The 22,664-nt window shown below is 60.1% G+C and carries 19 protein-coding genes; 9 read left to right on the forward strand and 10 right to left on the reverse strand.

The genetic code is table 11. The annotated features are described in order from the left end of the window. The first annotated feature begins 36 nt into the window (after positions 1 to 36). Positions 37 to 1,068: an NADP-dependent oxidoreductase gene (locus tag FW800_RS06565; RefSeq protein ID WP_446437242.1), complete on the forward strand. Its 1,032-nt coding sequence runs from the start codon at positions 37 to 39 to the stop codon at positions 1,066 to 1,068. On the opposite strand, the gene FW800_RS06570 is transcribed toward FW800_RS06565, so the two are convergent. The 3 genes from FW800_RS06570 to FW800_RS06580 all read right to left on the reverse strand — a co-directional run bounded on the left by FW800_RS06570 (position 1,022) and on the right by FW800_RS06580 (position 3,163). After that, positions 1,022 to 1,894 (reverse strand): carboxylate/amino acid/amine transporter, encoded by an 873-nt coding sequence (locus FW800_RS06570; protein WP_005790229.1) that lies wholly within the window; start codon positions 1,892 to 1,894, stop codon positions 1,022 to 1,024. The two genes, FW800_RS06565 and FW800_RS06570, sit on opposite strands and share 47 nt — an antisense overlap. Positions 1,895 to 2,097: 203 nt before the next feature. Further along, complete coding sequence (locus FW800_RS06575) at positions 2,098 to 2,697, reverse strand: FMN-dependent NADH-azoreductase (protein WP_103733652.1); 600 nt, start codon at positions 2,695 to 2,697, stop codon at positions 2,098 to 2,100. A 151-nt stretch (positions 2,698 to 2,848) separates the two neighbouring features. Continuing rightward, on the reverse strand, positions 2,849 to 3,163 hold the full coding sequence (locus FW800_RS06580) for a 3-phosphoglycerate kinase (RefSeq protein WP_446437243.1): 315 nt from the start codon (positions 3,161 to 3,163) through the stop codon (positions 2,849 to 2,851). A gap of 49 nt (positions 3,164 to 3,212) precedes the next feature. On the opposite strand from FW800_RS06580, the gene FW800_RS06585 reads away from it, so the two are divergent. From FW800_RS06585 to aqpZ, 5 genes are all read left to right on the forward strand, one after another. Beyond that, complete coding sequence (locus FW800_RS06585) at positions 3,213 to 4,136, forward strand: LysR family transcriptional regulator (RefSeq protein ID WP_446437299.1); 924 nt, start codon at positions 3,213 to 3,215, stop codon at positions 4,134 to 4,136. Between the two features lie 14 nt (positions 4,137 to 4,150). Further along, the gene (locus FW800_RS06590) at positions 4,151 to 4,954 is read left to right on the forward strand and encodes an alpha/beta fold hydrolase (RefSeq protein WP_248161955.1); all 804 of its coding nucleotides are present in this window, start codon (positions 4,151 to 4,153) and stop codon (positions 4,952 to 4,954) included. A gap of 3 nt (positions 4,955 to 4,957) precedes the next feature. Next, positions 4,958 to 5,521, forward strand: coding sequence for a peptidylprolyl isomerase (locus FW800_RS06595; protein WP_078822021.1), 564 nt, complete (start codon positions 4,958 to 4,960; stop codon positions 5,519 to 5,521). Between the two features lie 82 nt (positions 5,522 to 5,603). Beyond that, on the forward strand, positions 5,604 to 7,436 hold the full coding sequence (locus FW800_RS06600; protein ID WP_032879980.1) for an ABC transporter ATP-binding protein: 1,833 nt from the start codon (positions 5,604 to 5,606) through the stop codon (positions 7,434 to 7,436). A gap of 174 nt (positions 7,437 to 7,610) precedes the next feature. Beyond that, a complete protein-coding gene (gene aqpZ / locus FW800_RS06605; protein WP_005790241.1) occupies positions 7,611 to 8,312 on the forward strand; it encodes an aquaporin Z in 702 nt (233 codons plus the stop codon). A gap of 118 nt (positions 8,313 to 8,430) precedes the next feature. Here aqpZ and FW800_RS06610 read toward each other — a convergent pair whose 3' ends face one another. Next, positions 8,431 to 9,564, reverse strand: coding sequence for a GNAT family N-acetyltransferase (locus tag FW800_RS06610; RefSeq protein ID WP_446437244.1), 1,134 nt, complete (start codon positions 9,562 to 9,564; stop codon positions 8,431 to 8,433). A gap of 284 nt (positions 9,565 to 9,848) precedes the next feature. Between FW800_RS06610 and FW800_RS06615 the strand changes: the two genes are divergently transcribed. Continuing rightward, positions 9,849 to 11,171 (forward strand): putative porin, encoded by a 1,323-nt coding sequence (locus FW800_RS06615; RefSeq protein ID WP_005790244.1) that lies wholly within the window; start codon positions 9,849 to 9,851, stop codon positions 11,169 to 11,171. A 40-nt stretch (positions 11,172 to 11,211) separates the two neighbouring features. On the opposite strand, the gene FW800_RS06620 is transcribed toward FW800_RS06615, so the two are convergent. From FW800_RS06620 to aceK, 5 genes are all read right to left on the reverse strand, one after another. Further along, positions 11,212 to 11,445: a zf-HC2 domain-containing protein gene (locus tag FW800_RS06620; RefSeq protein ID WP_032879977.1), complete on the reverse strand. Its 234-nt coding sequence runs from the start codon at positions 11,443 to 11,445 to the stop codon at positions 11,212 to 11,214. Continuing rightward, complete coding sequence (locus FW800_RS06625; protein ID WP_122732159.1) at positions 11,439 to 12,053, reverse strand: RNA polymerase sigma factor; 615 nt, start codon at positions 12,051 to 12,053, stop codon at positions 11,439 to 11,441. The genes FW800_RS06620 and FW800_RS06625 overlap by 7 nt, the downstream gene beginning before the upstream one ends. 123 nt (positions 12,054 to 12,176) lie before the next feature. Continuing rightward, positions 12,177 to 13,298, reverse strand: coding sequence for a beta-ketoacyl-ACP synthase III (locus FW800_RS06630; protein ID WP_005790250.1), 1,122 nt, complete (start codon positions 13,296 to 13,298; stop codon positions 12,177 to 12,179). Between the two features lie 320 nt (positions 13,299 to 13,618). Continuing rightward, positions 13,619 to 17,530: an ATP-dependent RNA helicase HrpA gene (gene hrpA / locus FW800_RS06635; RefSeq protein WP_446437245.1), complete on the reverse strand. Its 3,912-nt coding sequence runs from the start codon at positions 17,528 to 17,530 to the stop codon at positions 13,619 to 13,621. Positions 17,531 to 17,640: 110 nt separating this feature from the next. Beyond that, complete coding sequence (aceK, locus tag FW800_RS06640) at positions 17,641 to 19,350, reverse strand: bifunctional isocitrate dehydrogenase kinase/phosphatase (RefSeq protein WP_446437246.1); 1,710 nt, start codon at positions 19,348 to 19,350, stop codon at positions 17,641 to 17,643. 153 nt (positions 19,351 to 19,503) lie between these two features. Between aceK and FW800_RS06645 the strand changes: the two genes are divergently transcribed. After that, positions 19,504 to 20,388, forward strand: a complete 885-nt coding sequence (locus tag FW800_RS06645) for a DMT family transporter (RefSeq protein WP_032879973.1) — start codon at positions 19,504 to 19,506, stop codon at positions 20,386 to 20,388. Positions 20,389 to 20,476: 88 nt separating this feature from the next. On the opposite strand, the gene FW800_RS06650 is transcribed toward FW800_RS06645, so the two are convergent. After that, positions 20,477 to 21,337, reverse strand: coding sequence for a DMT family transporter (locus FW800_RS06650; protein WP_446437247.1), 861 nt, complete (start codon positions 21,335 to 21,337; stop codon positions 20,477 to 20,479). A gap of 421 nt (positions 21,338 to 21,758) precedes the next feature. On the opposite strand from FW800_RS06650, the gene FW800_RS06655 reads away from it, so the two are divergent. Then, the gene (locus tag FW800_RS06655) at positions 21,759 to 22,550 is read left to right on the forward strand and encodes a CPBP family glutamic-type intramembrane protease (RefSeq protein WP_446437248.1); all 792 of its coding nucleotides are present in this window, start codon (positions 21,759 to 21,761) and stop codon (positions 22,548 to 22,550) included. Positions 22,551 to 22,664: the final 114 nt, after the last annotated feature.

Below are 22,664 nucleotides of genomic sequence, written 5' to 3' on the forward strand. Positions count from 1 at the left end.
GCCTGCCCTTCCTCTCGAAGCGATGAGCGTTGAACCATGAAGGCATTTTCCATCGAACGTTACGGCAAACAGACCGGTCGCATCACCGAAGCGCCAACACCAGTGGTGGGTGAGCATGACGTGCTGGTTCAAGTACATGCCAGCAGCGTCAACGTGCTGGATGCAAAAATCGCCAAGGGCGAATTCAAACTGATTCTGCCGTATGCATTGCCGTTGATACTGGGCAATGACTTGGCCGGTGTGGTGCTCAGTGTGGGGACTGCGGTGCGACGCTTCAAGCCGGGTGACGAAGTGTATGGCCGCCCTCCACAGCAGCGTATCGGCACGTTCGCCGAGCTGATTGCGGTACGCGAGGACGCACTGGCACGCAAACCTGCAAACATCACGATGGAGCAAGCCGCCGCCCTGCCTCTGGTCGCATTGACGGCATGGCAAGTACTGGTTGAAACAGCGAGGCTGAAAAAAGGCCAGAAGGTCTTCATTCATGCCGGTTCCGGCGGAGTCGGCAGTATCGCCATCCAGCTTGCCAAGCATTTGGGCGCATTTGTCGCAACGACGACCAGCACCGCCAATGTCGAGTGGGTCAAGGCACTGGGTGCCGATCTAGTGATCGACTACAAGCAGCAAAACTTCGAAACCCTGCTCAATGATTATGACGTCGTCTTGAACAGTCTCGGTCCGGACGCACTGGCAAAGTCACTCGACATTCTCAAACCGGGCGGTCAACTCATCTCCATCTCCGGGCCACCGACCCAGGCGTTTGCTCGCGAGCAGCAGCTGTCGTGGCTATTGGGCCTGGTCATGGGTGTGTTGAGCAGCGGTATACGCCGCAAAGCGCGCAAACAAGGCGTGCGTTATGACTTCCTCTTCATGCGCGCCAGCGGCGCCCAATTGGATGAACTGACCGCGCTGGTGGAAGCCGGCATTATCAAGCCGGTGATCGACCGCACCTTCCCTTTCGAGTCCACAGCCCAAGCCCTGAGCTATGTCGAACAAGGCCGCGCCAAAGGCAAAGTGGTGATCACGATGACAGCGCCGCCCGCGCCTGGCGTGCGCCGAGCCGACTGATCCACACCGCGCCCAGAATCACCAGGCCGCCCAGGGCCAGTCGGCCCAGCGGCTCATGCTGATTCCAGATCAGCAAGTTCAACAGCAGCCCAACCGGTACATGCAGGTTGTTCATCACCGCCAGGGTACCGCCATTGACCAGACAGGCGCCCTTGTTCCACCAGTACATGCCCAGCGCGGTGCTGACCAAACCAAGGAACACCAGCACGCCCCATTGCAGCGGCGCTTGCGGCAAGAAGTCAGCCTTGCCGAACAGCAGGAACGCCGGCAACACCACCAGCAAGGCGCCCAGGTAGAAATAACCGAAACGCCGGAAGTGCGGTTGGTCACTGGGATAACGCGCCACCAGATGCTTGTACATGACTTGCCCGGCGGCGTAGGTGAAGTTGGCCAATTGCAGCAGCAAGAACCCCATCAGGAAGTGCGGGGTGATCTGATCGAAACGAATCACCGCCGCACCGCCCACCGCCACCAGGGCCGCGACCAGTGCCCAAGGATTGAAGCGCCGATTAAGCGCGTCCTCGATCAGGGTCACATGCAGCGGTGTGAGGATGGTGAACAGCAGCACTTCCGGCACCGTCAGCACGCGAAAGCTCAAGTACAGGCATACGTAGGTCACGCCGAACTGCAATGCACCGATCACCAACATGCCGCGCATGAACGCAGGCTCCACCGAGCGCCAGCGCGTCAGCGGGATAAAGATCAGCCCGGCCAGCACCACGCGCACCAGCACTGCGAAGTAGCTGTCAACGTGACCGGCGAGGTATTCGCCGATCAAGCTGAAGGAAAATGCCTGAATCAGGGTGACAACCAGTAAATAGCCCATGCGCGCCTCGTTTCGAATGGGCGCGACATTAAAGCTTTTCCAGCCTTGAAGAAACTCAAGGCAAAAAAAACCCGACCTCGCTAAAGCGGCAGTCGGGCAGGAGCACTCAGGAGCAACAAGTGCAAAGGGAGGTTCGATACGCGTACTTGAAGGGTTGGCGTGGCGTTATATAAACAACCCGCGATTATCTGGCGATTAACGGATCACGCCACCTGTGCGAGCAGGGCTTTGGCATGGTTGATGCCTTTTTCCTGAAAGTCGCTGCTCAGGTTCACCCCTTCGGCGTGAATGAAGGTCACGTCGTGAATGCCGATAAAGGCCATCACCTGGCGCAGGTAGGGTTCCTGGTGGTCCGAGGTGGCCCCGGTGTGAATGCCGCCACGGGCGGTCAGCACAATGGCACGTTTGCCGGTCAGCAAGCCCTGCGGCCCGGTGGCGGTGTACTTGAACGTTACGCCGGCGCGCAGTACGTGATCCAACCAGGCTTTGAGGGTGCTGGGGATGGCGAAGTTGTACATCGGTGCAGCCATTACCAACACATCGGCGGCGAGCAATTCGTCGGTCAATGCGTTGGAACGCTCCAGGGATACCTGCTCGCTGTCGTTACGCTGATCTTCAGGTTTCATCCAGCCGCCAAGGAGGTTGGCGTCCAGGTGTGGAACCGGGTTGAGTGCCACGTCGCGCACGGTGATCTGATCGGCTGGGTGGGCAGCCCGCCATTGGCTGATGAACTGTTGCGTGAGCTGGCGAGAGATAGAATCCTGCTGGCGCGCACTGCTTTCGATGATCAGAACGTTGGACATGGCTATGTAGGCTCCATCGGTGAATGTTGTAAGTCGATGGAGAAAAGATTAACCAGGGCTCATTCGATAAAAAAGCGCAAAAAACTGCTATAACCCATCTATAAATTTGTTTATAAGCGGAGTACCCCTGTGGAAAGGCTCCGCTATCGCTTTATTTGGGGCTGCAGTCCAAGGCAATGCGCATCTTGATGATGGAGCGGTTGAACTTGACCATGGTGTTGGTGCTTTTGCCTGCTGGCACGCTCACGGTGCGACGGCGCGGCGATTCCGGGCCGTTGGTGAAGATTACCGAACACACAGCATCCTGGGTGCCGTAGTTGTTTAGCTGAATCGAGCTGATGTCTGCGTCCACGTCGGAGGCGGTGTAATCAATGCTGACGCCATCGATCTTTTTCGTCACGTCGATAGGGTAGGCAAATACGCTCATCGGCAGCAGCGCCAGCAATACACAACACAATTTTCTCATTCGGCAGTCTCCAATAAGGACCGCCAGCTTAGGACAAGAGGAGCTCATGTTGAAAGCGCCCCGCGTTACCCTCGATCAATGGCGCACGTTGCAGGCCGTGGTTGACCATGGCGGCTTCGCCCAGGCGGCTGAAGCGCTGCACCGTTCGCAATCCTCGGTGAGCTACACCGTGGCTCGTATGCAGGATCAACTCGGCGTGCCGCTGCTGCGCATCGACGGGCGCAAGGCGGTGCTGACCGAGGCCGGTGAAGTGCTGCTGCGTCGCTCCCGGCAACTGGTGAAGAACGCCAGTCAACTGGAAGACCTTGCCCATCATATGGAACAGGGATGGGAGGCCGAAGTGCGCCTGGTAGTGGATGCGGCCTATCCCAATGCGCGCCTGGTGCGCGCCCTGACTGCGTTTATGCCGCAAAGTCGCGGCTGCCGCGTGCGCTTGCGTGAAGAGGTGTTGTCCGGCGTCGAAGAACTGCTGATCGAAGGCGTAGCCGACCTGGCAATTTGCGGTTTCAGCATCCCCGGTTACCTGGGCACCGAAATGAGCGATGTGGAATTTATCGCCGTGGCCCACCCCGAACATGCGTTGCACTGCATGAATCGCGAGCTGAGTTTCCAGGACCTGGAAAGCCAGATGCAGGTGGTCATCCGCGACTCCGGCCGCCAGCAACCGCGCGACGTGGGTTGGCTGGGCGCCGAACAGCGCTGGACCGTCGGCAGCCTGGCTACCGCCGCCGCCTTCGTGGGCAGCGGCCTGGGCTTTGCCTGGCTGCCGCGGCACATGATCGAGCGCGAACTGGCCGAAGGTGTACTCAAGCAACTGCCCCTGGAACAAGGCGGCAGCCGTCACCCGACGTTCTATCTCTACTCCAACAAAGACAAACCCCTGGGGCCGGCGACGCAGATTCTCGTGGAGCTGCTGCGCACGTTTGACACCGCTCCCCTGGACGCGCCTTTCGCCGCTCCCCGACAAGCCTGAAACGGAGTTCATCCATGGCCTGGTTCGACCACGAAGGCTGCAGCCTGCACTACGAGGAATACGGCCACGGCGCGCCGCTGATCCTGATCCACGGCCTGGGCTCCAGTAGCCAGGATTGGGAGCTGCAAGTGCCGGTACTGGCTCGGCACTATCGCCTGATCGTGGTCGACGTGCGTGGGCATGGCCGCTCCGATAAGCCCCGCGAGCGCTACAGCATCCAGGGCTTCACGTTCGACCTGCTCGCCCTGATCGAGCACCTGGACCTGCCGCCCGCCCACGTTGTGGGTTTATCCATGGGCGGCATGATCGCCTTCCAACTGGCGGTGGACGACCCTGCGCGAGTCAGAAGCCTGTGCATCGTCAACAGCGCGCCCGAAGTCAAGGTGCACAGCGCAAGTGACTATTGGCAGTGGGCCAAACGCTGGACCCTGGCCCGCGTACTCAGCCTGCGCACCATCGGCAACGCCCTGGGCGAACGACTGTTTCCCAAACCTGCCCAGGCCGACCTGCGCCGCAAGATGGCCGAACGCTGGGCAAGCAACGACAAACGTGCTTATCTCGCCAGCTTCGACGCGATTGTGGGCTGGGGCGTGCAGGAACAACTTTCGCGAATTACCTGTCCAACCCTGGTCATCAGCGCCGACCACGACTACACCCCCGTGGCGCAGAAAGAAATCTATGTAAAACTGCTGCCCGATGCGCGACTGGTGGTGATCGAAGATTCCCGCCATGCCACGCCCTTGGATCAACCCGAAGTCTTTAACGCGACCTTGCTCGATTTTCTAAAGACAGTCGAAACCACTACCCAGGATCACTGACCCATGCTGAAAAAAATCGCCTTCTTTGCCGGTTCTGTTTTGTTCGCTGCCAACCTGATGGCGGCCGAACCGGCCAAGGCGCCCCACGTATTGATCTCCACCACCAATGGCGACATTGAAATCGAACTGGACCCGGTCAAGGCGCCGATCAGCACCAAGAACTTCCTCACCTATGTCGACAAGGGTTTCTATACCAACACGATTTTCCACCGCGTGATCCCGGGCTTCATGGTCCAGGGCGGCGGGTTCACCCAGCAGATGTCGCAAAAACCGACTGAAGCACCGATCAAGAACGAAGCCAGCAATGGCCTGCATAACGTGCGCGGCACGCTGTCGATGGCCCGCACCAATGACCCGAACTCGGCCACCAGCCAGTTCTTCATCAACGTAGCCGACAATGCCTTCCTCGACCCGGGCCGCGATGCCGGTTACGCCGTGTTCGCCAAAGTGGTCAAGGGCATGGATGTGGTCGACATCATCGTCAACTCCCAGACCACCACCAAACAAGGCATGCAGAACGTGCCAATCGATCCTGTGTTGATCAAGTCGGCCAAGCGCATCGACTGAGGTCTGCAGGTAGCTTCGCGTGGTGCCCACACGGCACCGCGCGCATTTGAAAGGAGAGCCCGCCCGGCGGGCGTCAAACCCAATGCTCTATCGTCGCTTTGAACAACTGATCGATATTTTCCGCGACGCTCCCAGCGCGGCCCCTCCCGAAAAAGTCCTGCCCTTCTATCTCTATTACCTGCGCCAGGTCTGGCCCTGCTTCGCCGCACTGTTGGTGGTGGGGCTGGTCGGTGCGCTTATCGAAGTGGCGCTGTTCAGCTATCTGAGCCGCATCATCGACCTGGCCCAAGGCACACCACCGGCGAATTTCTTCCAGATCCACAGCGCCGAGCTGATCTGGATGGCCGTGGTCGCCCTGCTGCTGCGCCCGGTTTTCAACGGCCTGCATGACTTGCTGGTGCACCAGACCATCAACCCAGGCATGACCAGCCTGATTCGCTGGCAGAACCACAGCTACGTGCTCAAGCAGAGCCTGAACTTTTTCCAGAACGATTTCGCCGGGCGCATCGCCCAGCGGATCATGCAAACCGGCAACTCCTTGCGTGACTCGGCAGTGGCGACGGCAGAAGCCATCTGGCACGTGTCGATCTATGCCATCAGTGCCCTGGTGCTGTTTGCCGAGGCCGATTGGCGGCTGATGATCCCGCTGATCACCTGGATCATCTGCTACAGCCTGGCCCTGCGTTACTTCGTACCGCGCGTGAAGGAGCGCTCGGTGATTTCCTCGGAGGCGCGCTCCAAATTGATGGGCCGAATTGTCGACGGCTATACCAATATCACCACCTTGAAACTGTTCGCCCATACGCAGAATGAACAGGAATACGCCAAGCAAGCGATCATCGAGCAGACCGAAAAAACCCAACTGGCCGCCCGTGTGCTCACCAGCATGGACACCGTGATCTGTATCTTGAACGGCCTGCTGATTGTGACCACCACCGGCCTGGCCCTGTGGTTGTGGACGCAGTCGCTGATTTCCGTCGGTGCGATTGCCTTGGCCACTGGCTTGGTTATCCGCATCGTCAACATGTCCGGTTGGATCATGTGGGTGGTCAATGGCATCTTCGAAAATATCGGCATCGTGCAGGACGGCCTGAAAACCATCGCCCAACCACTGGCCGTGACCGACCGTGAAAACGCCCCGCGCCTGAAAGTCCCCAATGCCCAAGTGCACTTTGAGCAGGTGGATTTCCACTACGGCAAGAAGAGCGGGATCATTGGCGGCCTCAACCTCAACATCAAGGCCGGGGAAAAGATCGGTTTGATCGGCCCGTCCGGCGCGGGCAAGTCGACCCTGGTCAACCTGCTGCTGCGCCTCTACGACCTGCAAGGCGGCCGCATCCTGATCGACGGCCAGAACATCGCCGAAGTGGCCCAGGAAAGCCTGCGTGCACAGATCGGCATGATCACCCAGGACACATCGCTTCTGCACCGTTCGATCCGTGACAACCTGCTGTATGGCAAGCCCGACGCAACTGAGGAAGAACTCTGGGCTGCGGTGCACAAGGCTCGCGCCGATGAGTTCATCCCGCTGTTGTCGGATTCCGAGGGCCGCACCGGGCTGGACGCCCATGTTGGTGAGCGCGGGGTGAAACTCTCTGGCGGTCAACGTCAACGTATCGCCATCGCCCGCGTGCTGCTCAAGGACGCACCGATCCTGATCATGGACGAAGCCACCTCGGCATTGGACTCGGAAGTGGAAGCGGCAATCCAGGAGAGCCTGGAAACTCTGATGCAGGGCAAGACCGTGATTGCGATCGCCCACCGGTTGTCGACCATCGCACGAATGGACCGCTTGGTAGTGCTGGAGAAAGGCCAGATTGCCGAGAGCGGCAGCCATGCCGAGTTGCTGGCGCAGGGCGGGCTTTATTCGCGGTTATGGCAGCACCAGACCGGCGGATTCGTCGGAATAGACTGATTTCATTGGATAGGTGCCCGGGCAATTCCGAACAATTCTGACAGTTTTCTCTATCGAACTGGTCTTGCGACACAATCCTGCTGTACTGCAATCAGGCCCCAGGAGGGCCCTGATTTAGGCGGCAGGGAAGCTTCACAGACCGTTAATCAGATAGAGCAATCTAAGGAAGTGTTCATGTCACTGTTCAAACGTTCCGTAACGGAAGGGCTGGGTACGTTTTGGCTGGTGTTGGGCGGTTGCGGGAGTGCGGTGCTGGCCGCAGCGTTCCCCAATGTCGGAATCGGCCTGCTCGGCGTGGCCCTGGCCTTCGGGCTCACAGTGCTGACCATGGCGTTTGCCATCGGGCACATCAGCGGCTGTCACCTCAACCCGGCCGTTTCGGTGGGGCTGGTAGTGGGCGGAAGATTTCCGGCCAGAGAGTTGCCGGCCTACATCGTGTCTCAGGTGATCGGTGCCACCATCGCCGCTGCGCTGCTGTACTTTATTGCCAGCGGCAAACCCGGCTTTGAACTGGCGAGTGGCCTGGCCTCCAACGGCTATGGAGAACACTCACCCGGTGGTTACTCGATGGCAGCAGGATTGGTCTGTGAGCTGGTGATGACGGCGATGTTCGTGCTGATCATCCTGGGCGCTACCGACCGCCGTGCCCCCGCGGGCTTTGCCCCCATCGCCATTGGCCTGGGGCTGACGCTGATCCACCTGATCTCGATCCCGGTCACCAACACCTCGGTCAACCCGGCCCGCAGCACGGGGCCCGCGTTGATTGTCGGCGGCTGGGCGCTCGAACAGTTGTGGCTGTTCTGGCTTGCGCCGATCCTGGGCGCGGTGATCGGTGGCATTACGTACCGATGGTTGGGCGCAGAAAAGCCTGCCTGACCAAACCCCTCTAGGAGCGAGCTTGCTCGCGAAAAACGTCAACGATGACGCAGGCTTCCAGATGCAGCCCGCTTCGCCTAAGCGTTCTTCGCGAGCAAGCTCGCTCCTACAAGGTGTTTCACTTGCTGTCAGGTTGCCGATAAGGCAAAGCCGCCCTCGCCTCTTCGGCATACGCCAGAATCCCCACCCGTTCACGTTCAAGAAAGTCGTGCACGGCACTCTTGAGCCCCGGATGGCGCAGGTAGTGCCAGGACCGCGTGATCACCGGCTCAAACCCGCGAATCAATTTGTGCTCGCCCTGGGCCCCCGCATCGAAGCGTTGCAGGCCGTGGGCGATGGCGTAGTCCATGCCCTGGTAGAAACAGGTTTCGAAATGCAGCCGGTCGAACTCCCCCAGGCAGCCCCAGTAGCGGCCGTAGAAGCTGTCGCCACCGATCAAGCTGAACGCCATGGCCACCGGACGCGGGCCTTGCTTGGCCAGCACCACGCGGATCGCCTCGGGCATACGTTCGGCCAACAGGCTGAAAAACGCCCGCGTCAGATAGGGCGCTTGGCGGCGCACCGCATAGGTGTTGGCATAGCAGGCATAAACAAAATCCCATTGGGCCTCGCTCAATTGATGACCTTGCAGCCACTCGAACTCGATGCCCTGCCCGGCCACTTGTTCACGCTCTTTGCGCATCTGCTTGCGCTTGCGTGAACTCAAGGCATCAAGGAAGTCCTGGAAGTCGCGATAGCCACGGTTCTGCCAATGAAACTGGCAGCCCAGGCGTTGCATCCAGTCGGGCTGCCGGGCCAAGGCGTCGTCGGCCAAAGCGTCGGTGAAATTGATATGGGCGCTGGAGAGCCCTTCGATTTCCAGGTAACCCGGCAAACTTTTGAGCAACTCAAAGCCGTCTTCGGCACTGGCGGCCAATAAACGCGGCCCGCTGACCGGACTGAACGGCACGGCTGTCAGCAGCTTCGGGTAGTAATCAATCCCGGCACGCTCGCAGGCGTCGGCCCAGCCATGGTCGAACACGTACTCGCCATAGGAGTGCCACTTGCGGTAACTGGGTAATGCCGCCACCAAACGCGGGCCTTCCCAGTGCAGCAGATGTTCCGGCTGCCAGCCTGTTTGCAGGCCCAGGCTGGCGCTGTCTTCCAGCGCGCTCAAAAACCCATGCCGCACAAAAGGCTGGGCCTGCGGCACCAGGGCATCCCAAGTGTGAGCAGCGATTGCGGACAGGCTGTCCAGGCGTTGCAGTGGCATCGACATCCTCATTGTTTCGCGGCATGAAAGCCTGGGCAGTATCGCTTATCGCAGCCTGGCGTACATCTGCAAAACGCGCCGACAGACCGCGCAAGCGTTAGTTCCTTCCCGTTACAAGCTGTCATCTACATGAAATCACTTAGCCACTACTCCGTCATAAACGGCCGCGATACTGACGCCAGTTTTTAGAGCGTCCGGATCTACCGGGCGACATTTTTTCCGTCCGTCATGGGTCGGTTGTGTCCTGGATGGTTTGCCATCCCTCCTCACTTTCGGAGATTGATATGCGTCTTGCTTCCACTAAAACTGCGGCGCTCCTGTGTGGCGGCCTGTTGCTGGCCCTGAGCGTACCGGCCAGCGCTGCAGTCGACGCTAAATTGCTCGACATGCTCAAGGCCAACGGCCAGATCACCGCGTCGCAGTACACAGAACTGCAAGCGGAACTGGCCAAGGACCAGAAAGAACAGCAGATCGCACGCCAAGCTCAGCAAGAGACCAACGAGCAGATCGCAGCCACTGCGAAAAAAACCAACGAGCTGAGCAGCTTCGACCAAAAGCTGGCCTGGGCCGCCAAGACTCAATTCAAGGGTGATGTACGCTTCCGCCAGGAAACCATCAAGATTGATGGCGAACCCAACAACGGTGGGCGTGACAAAGACCGTCAACGTATCCGCGCCCGCCTGGGTGCCTACACCGAAATCAACCCGCAGGTGGACACCGGTATCCGTATCGCCACCGGCGGTGGTGACGATGCGCGTTCTACCAACCAGGATCAGGACGGCTACTTCGATAAAAAATCGATCTGGCTGGACCTCGGTTACATCGACTACCACCCGGACCAGATCAAGAACCTGCACGTGATCGGCGGCAAGATGCTTCAGCCTTGGGTAAACATGGGCGACGTGATCTGGGATAGCGATATCAACCCTGAAGGCCTGGCCGTCACCTACAAATACCCACTGGGCAGCAGCGCCGAACTGTTCGGCAGCCTGGGTAACTACAACCTCAAGGACAACGTCGACGGCGACGGCGTGCAGTTCCGCCACGACCTGCGCCTGACGTCCGGCCAGTTGGGTACGCGTTTCTCGGTCACCGACAACCTGAAAATGACCCTGGGCGGCAGCGTCTACGCCTACAAAAATGACGAGGACAGCCGCTGCACAACCACCACCACGCCTTGCGCGTTGGCGGTCAACGGCAACTCGGCCAACAACGAGTTCCGCCTGTATGAAGGTTTTGCCCAGGCAGACATCGGCGGCCTGGCAGTGCCACTGTCGTTCTACGGCCAATACGTGAAAAACAACGATGCCGTGACCGACCAGGACACCGCGTGGTTGCTGGGTGCCAAGTCCAAGGTGTTCGGTTTCAACCTGGACTACAACTACCGCGATGTTCAGCGTAATGCCGTCGTAGGCGCGTTCACCGATTCGGACTTCGCCAACGGTACCACCGGTTCGCGCGGCCACAAGATGAAGGTCAGCTACGACATCGACAAGAACTTCGCCCTGGGCGCCACCTACTTCCTGACCAAGGCGGACTACGCCAGCCGTACCCAGCGGGATGCCAACACCAACACCCTGCAGCTGGATGCTGAAGCCAAGTTCTAACCGTTACTGTAGGAGCGAGCTTGCTGTGTCAAGCTCGCTCCTACATATCCTTACGGCGCTCGGCTGCCATCTGTTCAGCCAGCGCATCAGCACCGTCCACCGGCTCCTGCGGCATACGCTTGAGCGTCGCCTGCAACAGGCGCATCTGCCGGATAAACCGTCGGCAGTTCGGGCAGAACATCAAGTGATGACGCACCATCAGACGTTCACGGAAGGTCAATTGACCATCCAGATAGTCACTGGAGCGCGCTACTTGCTCTTTACAGGTCAACATTCGCCCGTCTCCTCAAAATGCTCCACCGTAGCAAAGACTTTAAGCCGTGCTCGATGCAGGAGCACACGAACGTTGGAGAGCGAAAGGCTCAGAAGATTACAGATTTCCTCCAGTTCCAGACCCTGGCGTTCACGCAACACCAGCACGCTGCTTTGCAGTTCGGACAAACTCAGAATCGTATGCTCCAGGCATTTGCGCAGTTCATCTTCGGTCAGCAGCGCTTCAGGGGTGTCCTGGTGCCAGGCATACGGGGCGACAGCCCAATGGCCATCATCCGGGCTGAAGCGATCATCACCAATGGTGCCGTGGGGCGAAGGCAAATCGTCGAGCAGCACTTCCCGACGATTCTGTTTGTAACGTCCCTTGGCGGCGTTGGCGGTAATGGTCAATAACCATGTCTTGAGGCTCGATCGCCCTTCGAATTTGGCCAGGTTGCGTACGACCGAAACCCAGGCGTCTTGCACGATTTCGTCGGCGTGGCGCTGACCGACGATGGCGTAGGCCACCGCCCGCATTGCGCTCTGGTAAGTGGTGACCAATTCCTTGTAGGCCCGCTGCTCACCCTTGAGCAGGCGTTCAAGCAGGTGCGCGTCGTCCGCTGCTGCCATTCAAACCTCTATTTAAAAGTGCACACCCGGTCCTGTGGGAGCTGGCTTGCCTGCGATGCAGACACCTCGGTGTATCAGTCACACCACAGTGATGCCATCGCAGGCAAGCCAGCTCCCACACAATCAGCGTTTGCGCAGGATCACACTGCCAATCGAATACCCGGCGCCAAAGGAGCTGAGTACGGCAACCGAGCCCTTGGGCAGGTCATCCTGGTAAGTGTGAAACGCAATCACCGAGCCGGCCGAGCTGGTATTGGCGTAAGTATCGAGGATCACGGGCGCTTCTTCCACCGACGCGTCGCGCCCCAGCAGCTTTTTCACGATCAGGTGGTTCATGCTCAGGTTGGCCTGGTGCAGCCAGAAGCGCTTCACATCGGTCACACTCAACTGATTTTCCGCCAGGTGCGCGCCGATCAATTCGGCCACCATCGGGCAGACATCGCGAAACACCTTGCGGCCTTCCTGCACGAACAGCTTGTCGGGGGCACCGACACCTTCTTCCGCCGTGCGGTTGAGGAAGCCGAAATTGTTGCGGATGTTGTTGGAGAACTTGGTCAGCAGCTTTGTACTCACCACATCGAACTGGTGCTCGGACGTCGCCAGGTCAGCGCGTTCCAGGATGACCGCAGTGGCGGCGTCACCGAAGATGAAGTGGCTGTCGCGATCGCGGAAGTTCAGGTGGCCGGTGCAGACTTCCGGGTTGACCATCAGGATCGCCCGGGCCTGGCCCAACTGGATGCTGTTGGCCGCGTTCTGGATGCCGAAGGTGGCCGAAGAACACGCCACGTTCATGTCAAAACCGAAGCCCTGGATACCCAAGGCTTCCTGGACTTCAATGGCAATCGCCGGGTAGGCACGTTGCAGGTTGGAACAGGCAACGATCACGCCATCAATGTCGGCGGCGGTCTTGCCGGCGCGTTGCAGGGCTTGTTCGGCGGCACCGACCGCCATCTGGCAGAGCACCGACCATTCGTCGTTGCTACGCTCGGGCAGGCGTGGCGCCATGCGCTGCGGATCGAGGATGCCGTCCTTGTCCATCACAAAACGGCTCTTGATGCCGGATGCCTTTTCGATGAATGCCGCGCTCGACTCCGTCAGCGCCTGCACCTCGCCACGCTCGATGGCGGCGGCGTTGTCTGCGTTGAACTGTTGCACATAGGCATTGAAAGACTGCACCAGCTCTTCGTTGGAGATGCTGTTGGCCGGGGTGTACAGGCCAGTGCCGCTGATGACGACGTTATGCACGGTCGTTCCTCTAAATCTGTCAGGCAGAAGATATTGGTACCGTCGTACCAAACTTAAAGTCGTTTGATTCCGTCCAGCGGGCCTCAAACTGGCGACGCTTTATTCAATCTTGTAACCGCGAAGTTTGCCACAACCCTGGAGATTTGGCGCTATAGGCCACACAAACCCCAATTGTGGGAGGGGCAAGCCTAATGCCTGTAGGAGCGAGCTTGCTCGCGAAAAACCCACAGGCATCGCGTTTACTCAGGAAACACGCGTTATCGTTGACGTTTTTTCGCGAGCAAGCTCGCTCCTACAGTTGGGTTTGTTCAGCTTCGGAATCAGGGCTCTACCTGGCTCCACTGCTTGCTCAAGCGTTTATCGGAAATCGGTACCTTGGTGCCCAACTGCTGGGCAAACAACGACACCCGGTATTCCTCCAGCCACCAGCGGTACAACTCCAACTGTGGGTCACGCTTGCCTTCCTGGGCGTGTTTGTTCAAGCGGTTCTGGTATTGCGCCCACAGGCCGCCCAATTCGCTACTCCACACGCGGTCCTTTTGCACCTGGCTCGGCAGCTTTTCCAGGCGCAGCTCAATAGCCTTGAGATAGCGCGGCAGCTCCTTGAACCATTGCGCCGGGGTTTCGCGCACAAAACCTGGGTATACCAGGTTGCTCAGTTGCTGCTTGATATCATTCAAGGCCACCGCCTGGGCCAGGTCGATCTTGCCTTTGAAGCGCTTTTGCAGGCCGTGCCAGAGTTTCAGCACCTCCAGGGTCAGGCATGCCAGGCGCTCGGCGTGTTCGGTCCAACCGCCACGCTTGCGCTCGGCCAGGGCAGCCAGGCCCGCGCCATCACGCGGCAGGCTTTCTTCGCCCTCAAGTACACAGGTGTCGAGGCTGGCCAGCAGAATGTCTTCCACCAACGCGTCGATACGCCCCAGTTCGCGGTACATCAAGCCCAGCTCGGTCAGGCCCGGCAATTTGCCGCGCAGGAATTTCGCCGGTTCCGCCAGTTGTTGCATCAGCAGGCGCTGCAACGCGCGGCGATGCTGGAACTCGGCTTCGGCGGCGGTGGAGAAACGCCCTTCCTTGACCGTGCCGTTCTCTTCCACCAGCGCCGGGTACACCGTCATCGACAGGCCGGCGATGTTTTGCTGGGTCTTTTCAGCCACCGCCGCGAACACCTTGGCTTCTACCGGCTGTTGGCTTTTCGCGGTTTGCGGTACGGCCAACGCGGCCTGGCTGGCCTCTGCAAAACGTGCGGTCAGTTCGGCCAGGTCGCGGCCTTCGCCAAGGAACTTGCCTTGGCCGTCGACCACTTCCAGGTTCATCTTCAGGTGGCTTTCTACCTGCTGCGCCGCTTCGGCCCAGGCTTCATCGCTGACCCGCGCACCGGTCATGCGCAGCAACTCGCGCCCCAGCGCCTGGGGCAGCGAGCCCTGGCCGAATTCGATGCGTTGCAGCGCCGCCTTGACGAAGTCCGGCACCGGCACGAAGTTCTTGCGCAATGCCTTGGGCAGGTTGCGTACCAACGCGATGCATTTGGCTTCGATCACGCCCGGCACCAGCCACTCCAGGCGCTCGGCCGGCAACGCCGGCAGCAACGGCGCAGGTACACGCAGGGTGACGCCATCGCGAGGGTGGTTGGGTTCGAAGTGGTAGCTCAAGGCCAACGCCAGGTCACCCAGGTGCAATGTGTCCGGATAATGCGCAGCGGTAACCTCACTGGCCTCGCGGGCCAGCACATCTTCTTCGCGCATGATCAGCAGTTGCGGGTCTTTCTGGCTGTTGACCTTGTACCAGCTGTCGAACGTAGCGGTCTGGTGAATCTCCGCTGGCAGGCGCGCATCGTAGAAGGCGTAGAGGGTTTCTTCGTCGGCGAGGATGTCGCGACGGCGCGCCTTGGCCTCCAGTTCGTCGAGTTGCTCCAGCAGGCGCTGGTTGGCCGCCAGGCACTTGGCCCGGGACTGAATCTCGCCGCGCACCAGGCCCTCACGAATAAACAACTCGCGGGACACCACCGGGTCAATCGGCCCGTAATGCACCGGCCGACGCCCGACCACGATCAGCCCGAACAGGGTGATCTGCTCAAACGCCACCACCTGGCCGCGCTTCTTCTCCCAATGGGGCTCGAAGTGGTTTTTCTTGATCAGGTGCCCGGCCAGCGGCTCGATCCAGTCGGCATCGATCTTCGCCACCATGCGCGCATAGAGCTTGGTGGTTTCCACCAGCTCGGCAGTCATCAGCCATTGCGGGCGCTTCTTGCCGATACCGGACGAGGGGTGGATCCAGAAACGCCGCTGCCGCGCACCGAGGTAATCGCCGTCTTCGGTCTTCTGGCCGATCTGGCTGAGCAGGCCGGACAGCACCGCCTTGTGCAGTTTGGGGAAGTCCGCAGGCTCTTTATTGATGTTCAGCTGCATGTCGCGGCAGATCAGGCTCAACTGGCGATGGGAGTCGCGCCACTCGCGCAGGCGCAGGTAGTTGAGGAAGTTCTTGCGACACCAGTTGCGCAGCGGGCTGGCGGTCAGTTCCTGGCGCTGCTCTTCAAAGCCACGCCACAGGTTGACCAGCCCGGCGAAGTCCGAATCCGGATCTTTCCACTGAGCGTGGGCCTGGTCGGCGGCTTGTTGACGCTCCGGTGGCCGCTCGCGCGGGTCCTGGATAGACATGGCGCTGGCCACGATCAACACTTCCTGCAAGCTGCCCAGCTTGGCCGCTTCGAGCAACATGCGGCCCATGCGCGGGTCCACCGGCAAGCGTGCAAGCTGGCGGCCCAACGGCGTGAGTTGGCTGTTACGGTCCACCGCCGAGAGTTCCTGCAGCAGGTTGAAACCGTCGCTGATCGCCTTGCCATCCGGCGGTTCGATAAACGGGAAATCGGTGATTTCGCCCAGGCGCAGGTGCAGCATCTGCAGGATCACGGCGGCGAGGTTGGTGCGCAGGATTTCCGGGTCGGTGAATTCCGGGCGCCCGATAAAATCTTCTTCGCTGTACAGGCGCACGCAAATGCCCGGCTCAACCCGGCCGCAACGGCCTTTACGCTGGTTGGCGCTGGCCTGGGAGATCGCCTCGATCGGCAGGCGCTGCACCTTGGCGCGGTAGCTGTAGCGGCTGATGCGCGCCGTGCCGCTGTCGATCACATAGCGAATGCCCGGCACCGTCAGCGAGGTTTCCGCAACGTTGGTCGCCAGTACCACGCGCCGGCCTGGGTGGGATTGGAAAATGCGCTGTTGCTCGGCCGGTGACAGCCGTGCGTACAACGGCAAAATCTCGGTGTGCTTGAGCTGGGCCTTGCGCAGCATGTCGGCGGCATCACGAATCTCGCGCTCTCCGGGCAGAAACACCAGCACATCGCCGGGGCTGCGTCGCTCGCTGCGCTCATAGGCGGCGATTTCATCGAGGGTGGCGAGGATCGCCTGGTCGACGGTCAAGTCATCCTCGACGCGGTTGCCCTCTTCGTCCTGTTCCAGGGTCAGTGGGCGATACCAGGTGTCCACCGGGAAGGTACGGCCCGAGACCTCGACAATCGGCGCATCGTCGAAGTGCTTGGAAAAGCGCTCCAGGTCGATGGTCGCCGAGGTGATGATGACTTTCAGGTCAGGGCGACGCGGCAGCAGGGTCTTGAGGTAGCCGAGCAGGAAGTCGATGTTAAGGCTGCGCTCGTGGGCTTCGTCGACGATGATCGTGTCGTAGCGTTCCAGATAACGGTCGTTCTGGGTTTCGGCCAGCAGGATGCCGTCGGTCATCAGCTTGATCAGGGTGTTGGAATCACTCTGGTCTTCGAAGCGCACCTGATAGCCGACCAAGGCGCCCAATGGCGTGGCCAGCTCTTCAGCGACACGGCTGGCGACACTGCGTGCTGCGATCCGGCGCGGCTGGGTGTGGCCGATCAGGCCGTACTGGCCGCGGCCGATTTCCAGGCAGATTTTCGGCAACTGGGTGGTCTTGCCCGAGCCGGTCTCGCCGGCAATGATCAACACCTGGTGTTTGAGCAGCGCGTCCTTGATCTCATCGCGCTTGGCGGCAATCGGCAGGCTGTCGTCGTAGCGAATCACCGGCAGGCTGGCGCGCCGCGCCGTGACCTGGGCACAGGATGCCTGCATCCGCGCCACCCACTGCGCCAGCTTGTCCTCATCGGGTTTCTTGCGCAGCTCAAGCAACTGCCGGCGCAAGCGGTGGCGGTCGGCGAGCATGGCGTGATCGAGGGTTTTGAGCAGTTGGTCGATGGTGGGTGCTTGGTCAGTCATCAGCTACTTCGACGGTCATCTATGTTATGCGCGGCCGGCAAGTGTGGCAGAAAAGCGACTCATCTGGCAGGTCAAACATGTGGGAGCAAGCCCTCCCACAAGAGAAAGCCTTACAGCGGGTCTTTTCGGCGATAGGGGAATACGTCGATAACCTTACCGGCGCGAATCGCGTCCTGCAGGCCCTTCCAGTAATCGGCGTTGTACAGCTCGCCATGCAGCTCATCGAACAACCTGCGTTGCCCGGCGTCGGCAAACAGGAACGGCGGGAACTCTTCGGGGAACACATCCAGCGGGCCGATGGAGTACCAGGGCTCTGAGGCCATTTCGTCCTCGGGGGTGCGTGGCGCAGGAATATGGCGGAAGTTGGCTTCGGTCAGAAAGCAGATTTCATCGTAGTCGTAGAACACCACGCGGCCATGACGGGTGACGCCGAAGTTTTTCAGCAGCATGTCGCCAGGGAAGATATTCGCCGCCGCCAGTTGCTTGATTGCCAGGCCGTAGTCTTCCAGGGCTTCGCGCACCTGGGCGGGGTTGGCGTTGTCGAGGTAGAGGTTGAGCGGGGTCATGCGCCGCTCGGTCCAGCAGTGGCGGATCAGCACGCTGTCGCCTTCCACTTCGACCGTGCCGGCCGCGACTTCCAGCAACTCGGCCAGGCACTCGGGCTCGAACTTGCTCAAGGGGAAACGAAAGTCGGCGAATTCCTGGGTGTCAGCCATGCGTCCTACCCGGTCGACACTCTTAACCAGCCGGTACTTCTCGATCACCGTGGCGCGGTTGACGTTTTTCGACGGTGAAAAACGGTCCTTGATGATCTTGAACACGGTGTTGAATCCCGGCAGCGTGAACACGCTCATGACCATGCCGCGCACGCCGGGGGCCATGATGAACTGGTCGTCGGTGGTGGCCAGGTGGTTGATGAGTGCGCGGTAGAATTCGGACTTGCCGTGCTTGTAGAAACCAATGGAGGTGTACAGCTCGGCAATGTGCTTGCCCGGCAGGATGCGCTTGAGAAAACCGATGAATTCGGCAGGCACCGGTACGTCGACCATGAAATAGGAGCGGGTGAACGAAAAGATGATCGACACGTCGGCTTCGTCGGTGATCAACGCATCGATCTGGATGCCGCGCCCTTCGCGGTGCAGCAACGGGATGACCAACGGCCACTGTTCGTCGCGGGTATAAATGCGCCCCACGAGATAGGCGCCTTTGTTGCGGTAGAGCACGGAGGAAAACAGCTCGACCTTGAGATCCGGGTCCTTGCACACCCAATCCGGCAGGTTTTCCCGCAGCTGGGCTTCGAGGCGACGCAGGTCGGCAGGAAGGTCGGCGTAAGGCTCGCTGAAGCTGTAGTCAGAGAAAATCTGCGCCAGCATGTCTGATATTTTACCGGCCGGCGTGTAGACCCGGGTTTGCGCCGCCCGCGCCCGGCGCAGGCTCGGCCGGGTGGTGTGGATGAACATGCAGCCGTCGCTGATCAGGTCATGGCTGAACAGGCCGCAGAAGATCGAGTTGTACCAGGTCTCGGACAACTCATCGTCAAAGCGCAGGTCGATCAGGCCGATATACGCGCTTTTCACCAGGGGCCACAGCTCGATGTCCTGCAGCGCACCCGCTTCGAAACCGGCGCGCAGGCGGGCAGTGACCTCGGCAACTTTCTCTTCATACAGGTTGATGCGTGCCGCAGACGCCGCCTGCCCTTGCTGCCACTGGGCCTTCTCGAAACGCTCGCGGGCCCCATCGGTGATCTGGTGAAAGTGCTCACGGTAATCGTCGAAACCGTCGAGGATCATCCGGGCGATAGCGAGGGCGGGCTGCGACATGCGGGAAACCTCGAACGGGTAGCGGGAAGCTCAGAGCTTAGCCAGTGAACGCTGGCAGGAGAAGGAGGATTTTTAAGGGGCCGTCGTAGTTAGCGATTGTGTCGGCCTGAGCACTGGGCAACACTCCCCGCCTGATTGGCGTAGGAGTTTTCCGTGAGACCTGTTGACACCCTCTACTTGCTGGGACTGGCTGCCATCTGGGGCGCGAGTTTCCTGTTCATGCGCATCATTGCGCCGGAAATCGGCACAGTGCCGACTGCGTTTTTCCGCGTGTCGATTGCCGCCGCCGGGTTGCTGGTGATCCTGGCGATGCTGCGCGTGAGCTGGGATTTCCAGGGCAAGTTCAAGACCGTTTTGCTGTTGGGGGTGATCAACTCCGGAATTCCGGCGACCATGTATTCAGTGGCAGCGCAGGTACTGCCGGCGGGTTATTCGGCGATTTTCAACGCCACCACGCCGCTGATGGGCGTGCTGATTGGCGGGTTGTTTTTCAGCGAGCGCCTGACACCGTCAAAAATAGCGGGGGTTGCCTTGGGGCTGTTTGGCGTCGCCGTGCTCACGCGCGCGGGGCCGGTGGCCTTTGATCTGCAATTGTTGATGGGCGCGCTGGCGTGCCTGCTGGCAACCACCTGCTACGGTTTTGCCGGTTTCCTGGCACGACGCTGGCTGGATCAGCGCGGCGGGTTGGACAGTCGTCTGTCAGCCTTGGGCAGTATGCTCGGCGCTACCTTGTTTCTCTTGCCGCTCTTTGCCTACAGCGCCATCAGCCATCCACCGGCAAGCTGGGGCGGCTGGCAGGTGTGGGCGTCGCTGCTGGGCCTGGGGCTGGTGTGTACGGCGTTCGCCTACATTTTGTACTTCCGCCTGCTGTCATCCATTGGCCCGGTCAAGTCGATGACCGTGACCTTTATGATTCCGCCGTTCGGCGTGCTGTGGGGGGCGTTGCTGTTGGATGAGCCGCTGTCCATGGCTCACCTGTATGGCGGGGTGCTGATTGCCGGAGCGTTGTGGTTGGTGCTGCGCCCGCAAAAACTATAGGAGCGCGCCCTTGCTCCTGGGGGTGCTTCGCCCCCCAACGCAAGCAAGCTTGCTCGCCACAGCAAGCTTGCTCCTACAGGGATAGGTTTTAGTTTTTACGGAATACAAACACCAAACCGACGATGATCAACGCCATGCCCAACAGGCTCAACAGCGCCAGGCGGTTGCCGAAGATCAGGTAGTCCATCACCGCGGTCACCGCCGGCACCAGGTAGAACAGGCTGGTGACATTCACTAGGTTGCCCCGGGCAATCAGGCGATACAGCAACAGCGTCGCCAGCACTGACACCACCAGCCCCATCCACAACACTGGCAGGTAAAAGCCCGCGCTGTGTTCAAAGTGGAACGGCTGGAAGGGCACGAACACCGCGCACAACAACAGCCCGGCCAGGTATTGCAGCGGCAATGTGCCCAAGGGGTTGTCGGTGATGCGCTTTTGCATGATCGAGCCAAACGTCATGCTCGCCAGCGCCAGCAGCCCGAACAGCATCCCGGCCAGGGACATGCCCGCCAGCCCGATGCCCTGGTACACCACCATGATCAACCCGGCCAGGCCCAACCCCAGGCCGAACAGCCGGCGTAACGAGCGCTGACGCTCCATCAGCACCACGGTGAGGATCGGCTGGACCCCCATGATGGTCGCCATCACCCCTGGGGTGACTTTGAGGTCCAGGGCCAGCAGATAGAAAATCTGGTAGGCCCCCAACAACACCATGCCCGTCGCCGCCGCATACAGCATGGGCTTGCCGGGACGTGGCAGCTTCAACTTGAGGATCGGCACCAGCACCACCAACCCCATCAGGGCGATGGCAAAGCGGATCAGCAGAAAGGCAAAGGGCGAAGCATGGGCCAGGCCCAACTTGGAGAAGATCGCCCCGCTGCTCCACAGCAAGACAAACAAGCTCGTCGAGGCCGCCGCGGCCACGGATTGTTTCGAAAGAACAGACATGAGTTACCACCTGTTATCAGGCAAAAAAGCCGACTCAGTAAGAACTGAATTTCAGTAGGTTTTTTTCAGGCAGGCACAGGGCAACAGCAAACAGCTGATCAGCCCGAAATGCCAACGCCCGGCGGTGATACGACTGCGTACACCGGCGTGCTACTGACAGGTGGGGGGTAGTGACTGATCTGCGCAGGCTGCTTTGCGCCGCACGGCACGACCACAGCGTTGACCGCTGAATCGACTACCGCTATGCGCTGGGAAGCTGACATGTGCTGATCTTTTTGAAGGGAGAAAGACGCGACGACTATAACCAGCCGCAAACATACTTTGCAATCCTTTCCCCCTTACCTTGTACGTAGAGGCGTTTTCATGCCCCCGAACCAGACCTCTCGCTATAATGCCGCCCGGTTTTTGTTAAGGATTTCACATGATTGCTCTGCCCTGGCTGTACCTCACACTACTTTGCATTGGCTATGTCACGGCCTTGATCTACGGCCAACTGGGCATACTGGCGGCGGTGTCAGTGGCGCTGTTGCTGGTGGCCGGCTACGCCGTACGCCAGCAACGCACTCCTTGGGCACGCTACCTGGGCCACGGCTTGTTTATCGTCCTGGCCCTGGGGCTGGCGATGCACTGGCTGCCGGGTTTCTACAATGGCCGAGGTATTGCACCCCAGCGTTTTACCCCGGACTCAGTGCCCTTCTCGATGTACCTGAACCAGGACAAACCCCTGATCGGCTTCTGGCTGTTGCTGGCCTGCCCGTGGATTGTGGCGCAACGTTCATTGCGCCTGTCGATCTGCGTCACCGCCCTGGCACTGACCCTGACCGCCATCGCTGCCCTGGGTGGCGCGGCCCTGATGGGGATGATCAGTTGGGCCCCCAAATGGCCGGACCAGGCATGGCTGTGGGTACTCAATAACCTGCTGCTGGTGACGCTGGTGGAAGAAGCGCTGTTTCGTGGCTATGTTCAGGGCGGCCTGAGCCAGCGCTTCAAACACCTGCCCTACGGCGAGAACCTCGCGCTGCTGCTGGCCTCGCTGTTATTCGGCCTGGCGCATTTTGGTGCGGGTTGGCAATGGGTAATGCTGGCGAGTATTGCCGGGGTCGGTTACGGCCTGGCGTATCGCTTTGGCGGGCTCGGCGCAGCGATTGCCACGCACTTTGGCTTGAATCTGCTGCACTTCGGGCTGTTCACCTACCCGATGCTGGCCGGCTGAGCCTTTCTTGCTGCAGGAGCGAGTTGTTGTGGCGAGGGAGCTTGCTCCCTCACCACAGCCAGCCCACTGCTCCCAGGATTGTTGCAAAAATAAGTTAAATAAATGCCCGCCATG

It is taken from the genome of Pseudomonas sp. 910_23, from assembly GCF_052850795.1.

Coding starts and splice junctions, on each gene's coding strand:
- FW800_RS06615 (WP_005790244.1), top strand. CDS start 9,849: ATGCGTCTTGCTTCCACTAAAACTGCGGCGCTCCTGTGTGGCGGCCTG.
- FW800_RS06595 (WP_078822021.1), top strand. CDS start 4,958: ATGCTGAAAAAAATCGCCTTCTTTGCCGGTTCTGTTTTGTTCGCTGCC.
- hrpA (WP_446437245.1), bottom strand. CDS start 17,530: ATGACTGACCAAGCACCCACCATCGACCAACTGCTCAAAACCCTCGAT.
- aceK (WP_446437246.1), bottom strand. CDS start 19,350: ATGTCGCAGCCCGCCCTCGCTATCGCCCGGATGATCCTCGACGGTTTC.
- FW800_RS06565 (WP_446437242.1), top strand. CDS start 37: ATGAAGGCATTTTCCATCGAACGTTACGGCAAACAGACCGGTCGCATC.
- FW800_RS06570 (WP_005790229.1), bottom strand. CDS start 1,894: ATGGGCTATTTACTGGTTGTCACCCTGATTCAGGCATTTTCCTTCAGC.
- FW800_RS06575 (WP_103733652.1), bottom strand. CDS start 2,697: ATGTCCAACGTTCTGATCATCGAAAGCAGTGCGCGCCAGCAGGATTCT.
- FW800_RS06650 (WP_446437247.1), bottom strand. CDS start 21,337: ATGTCTGTTCTTTCGAAACAATCCGTGGCCGCGGCGGCCTCGACGAGC.
- FW800_RS06580 (WP_446437243.1), bottom strand. CDS start 3,163: ATGAGAAAATTGTGTTGTGTATTGCTGGCGCTGCTGCCGATGAGCGTA.
- FW800_RS06610 (WP_446437244.1), bottom strand. CDS start 9,564: ATGCCACTGCAACGCCTGGACAGCCTGTCCGCAATCGCTGCTCACACT.
- FW800_RS06590 (WP_248161955.1), top strand. CDS start 4,151: ATGGCCTGGTTCGACCACGAAGGCTGCAGCCTGCACTACGAGGAATAC.
- FW800_RS06600 (WP_032879980.1), top strand. CDS start 5,604: ATGCTCTATCGTCGCTTTGAACAACTGATCGATATTTTCCGCGACGCT.
- FW800_RS06625 (WP_122732159.1), bottom strand. CDS start 12,053: ATGGCAGCAGCGGACGACGCGCACCTGCTTGAACGCCTGCTCAAGGGT.
- FW800_RS06655 (WP_446437248.1), top strand. CDS start 21,759: ATGATTGCTCTGCCCTGGCTGTACCTCACACTACTTTGCATTGGCTAT.
- aqpZ (WP_005790241.1), top strand. CDS start 7,611: ATGTCACTGTTCAAACGTTCCGTAACGGAAGGGCTGGGTACGTTTTGG.
- FW800_RS06620 (WP_032879977.1), bottom strand. CDS start 11,445: ATGTTGACCTGTAAAGAGCAAGTAGCGCGCTCCAGTGACTATCTGGAT.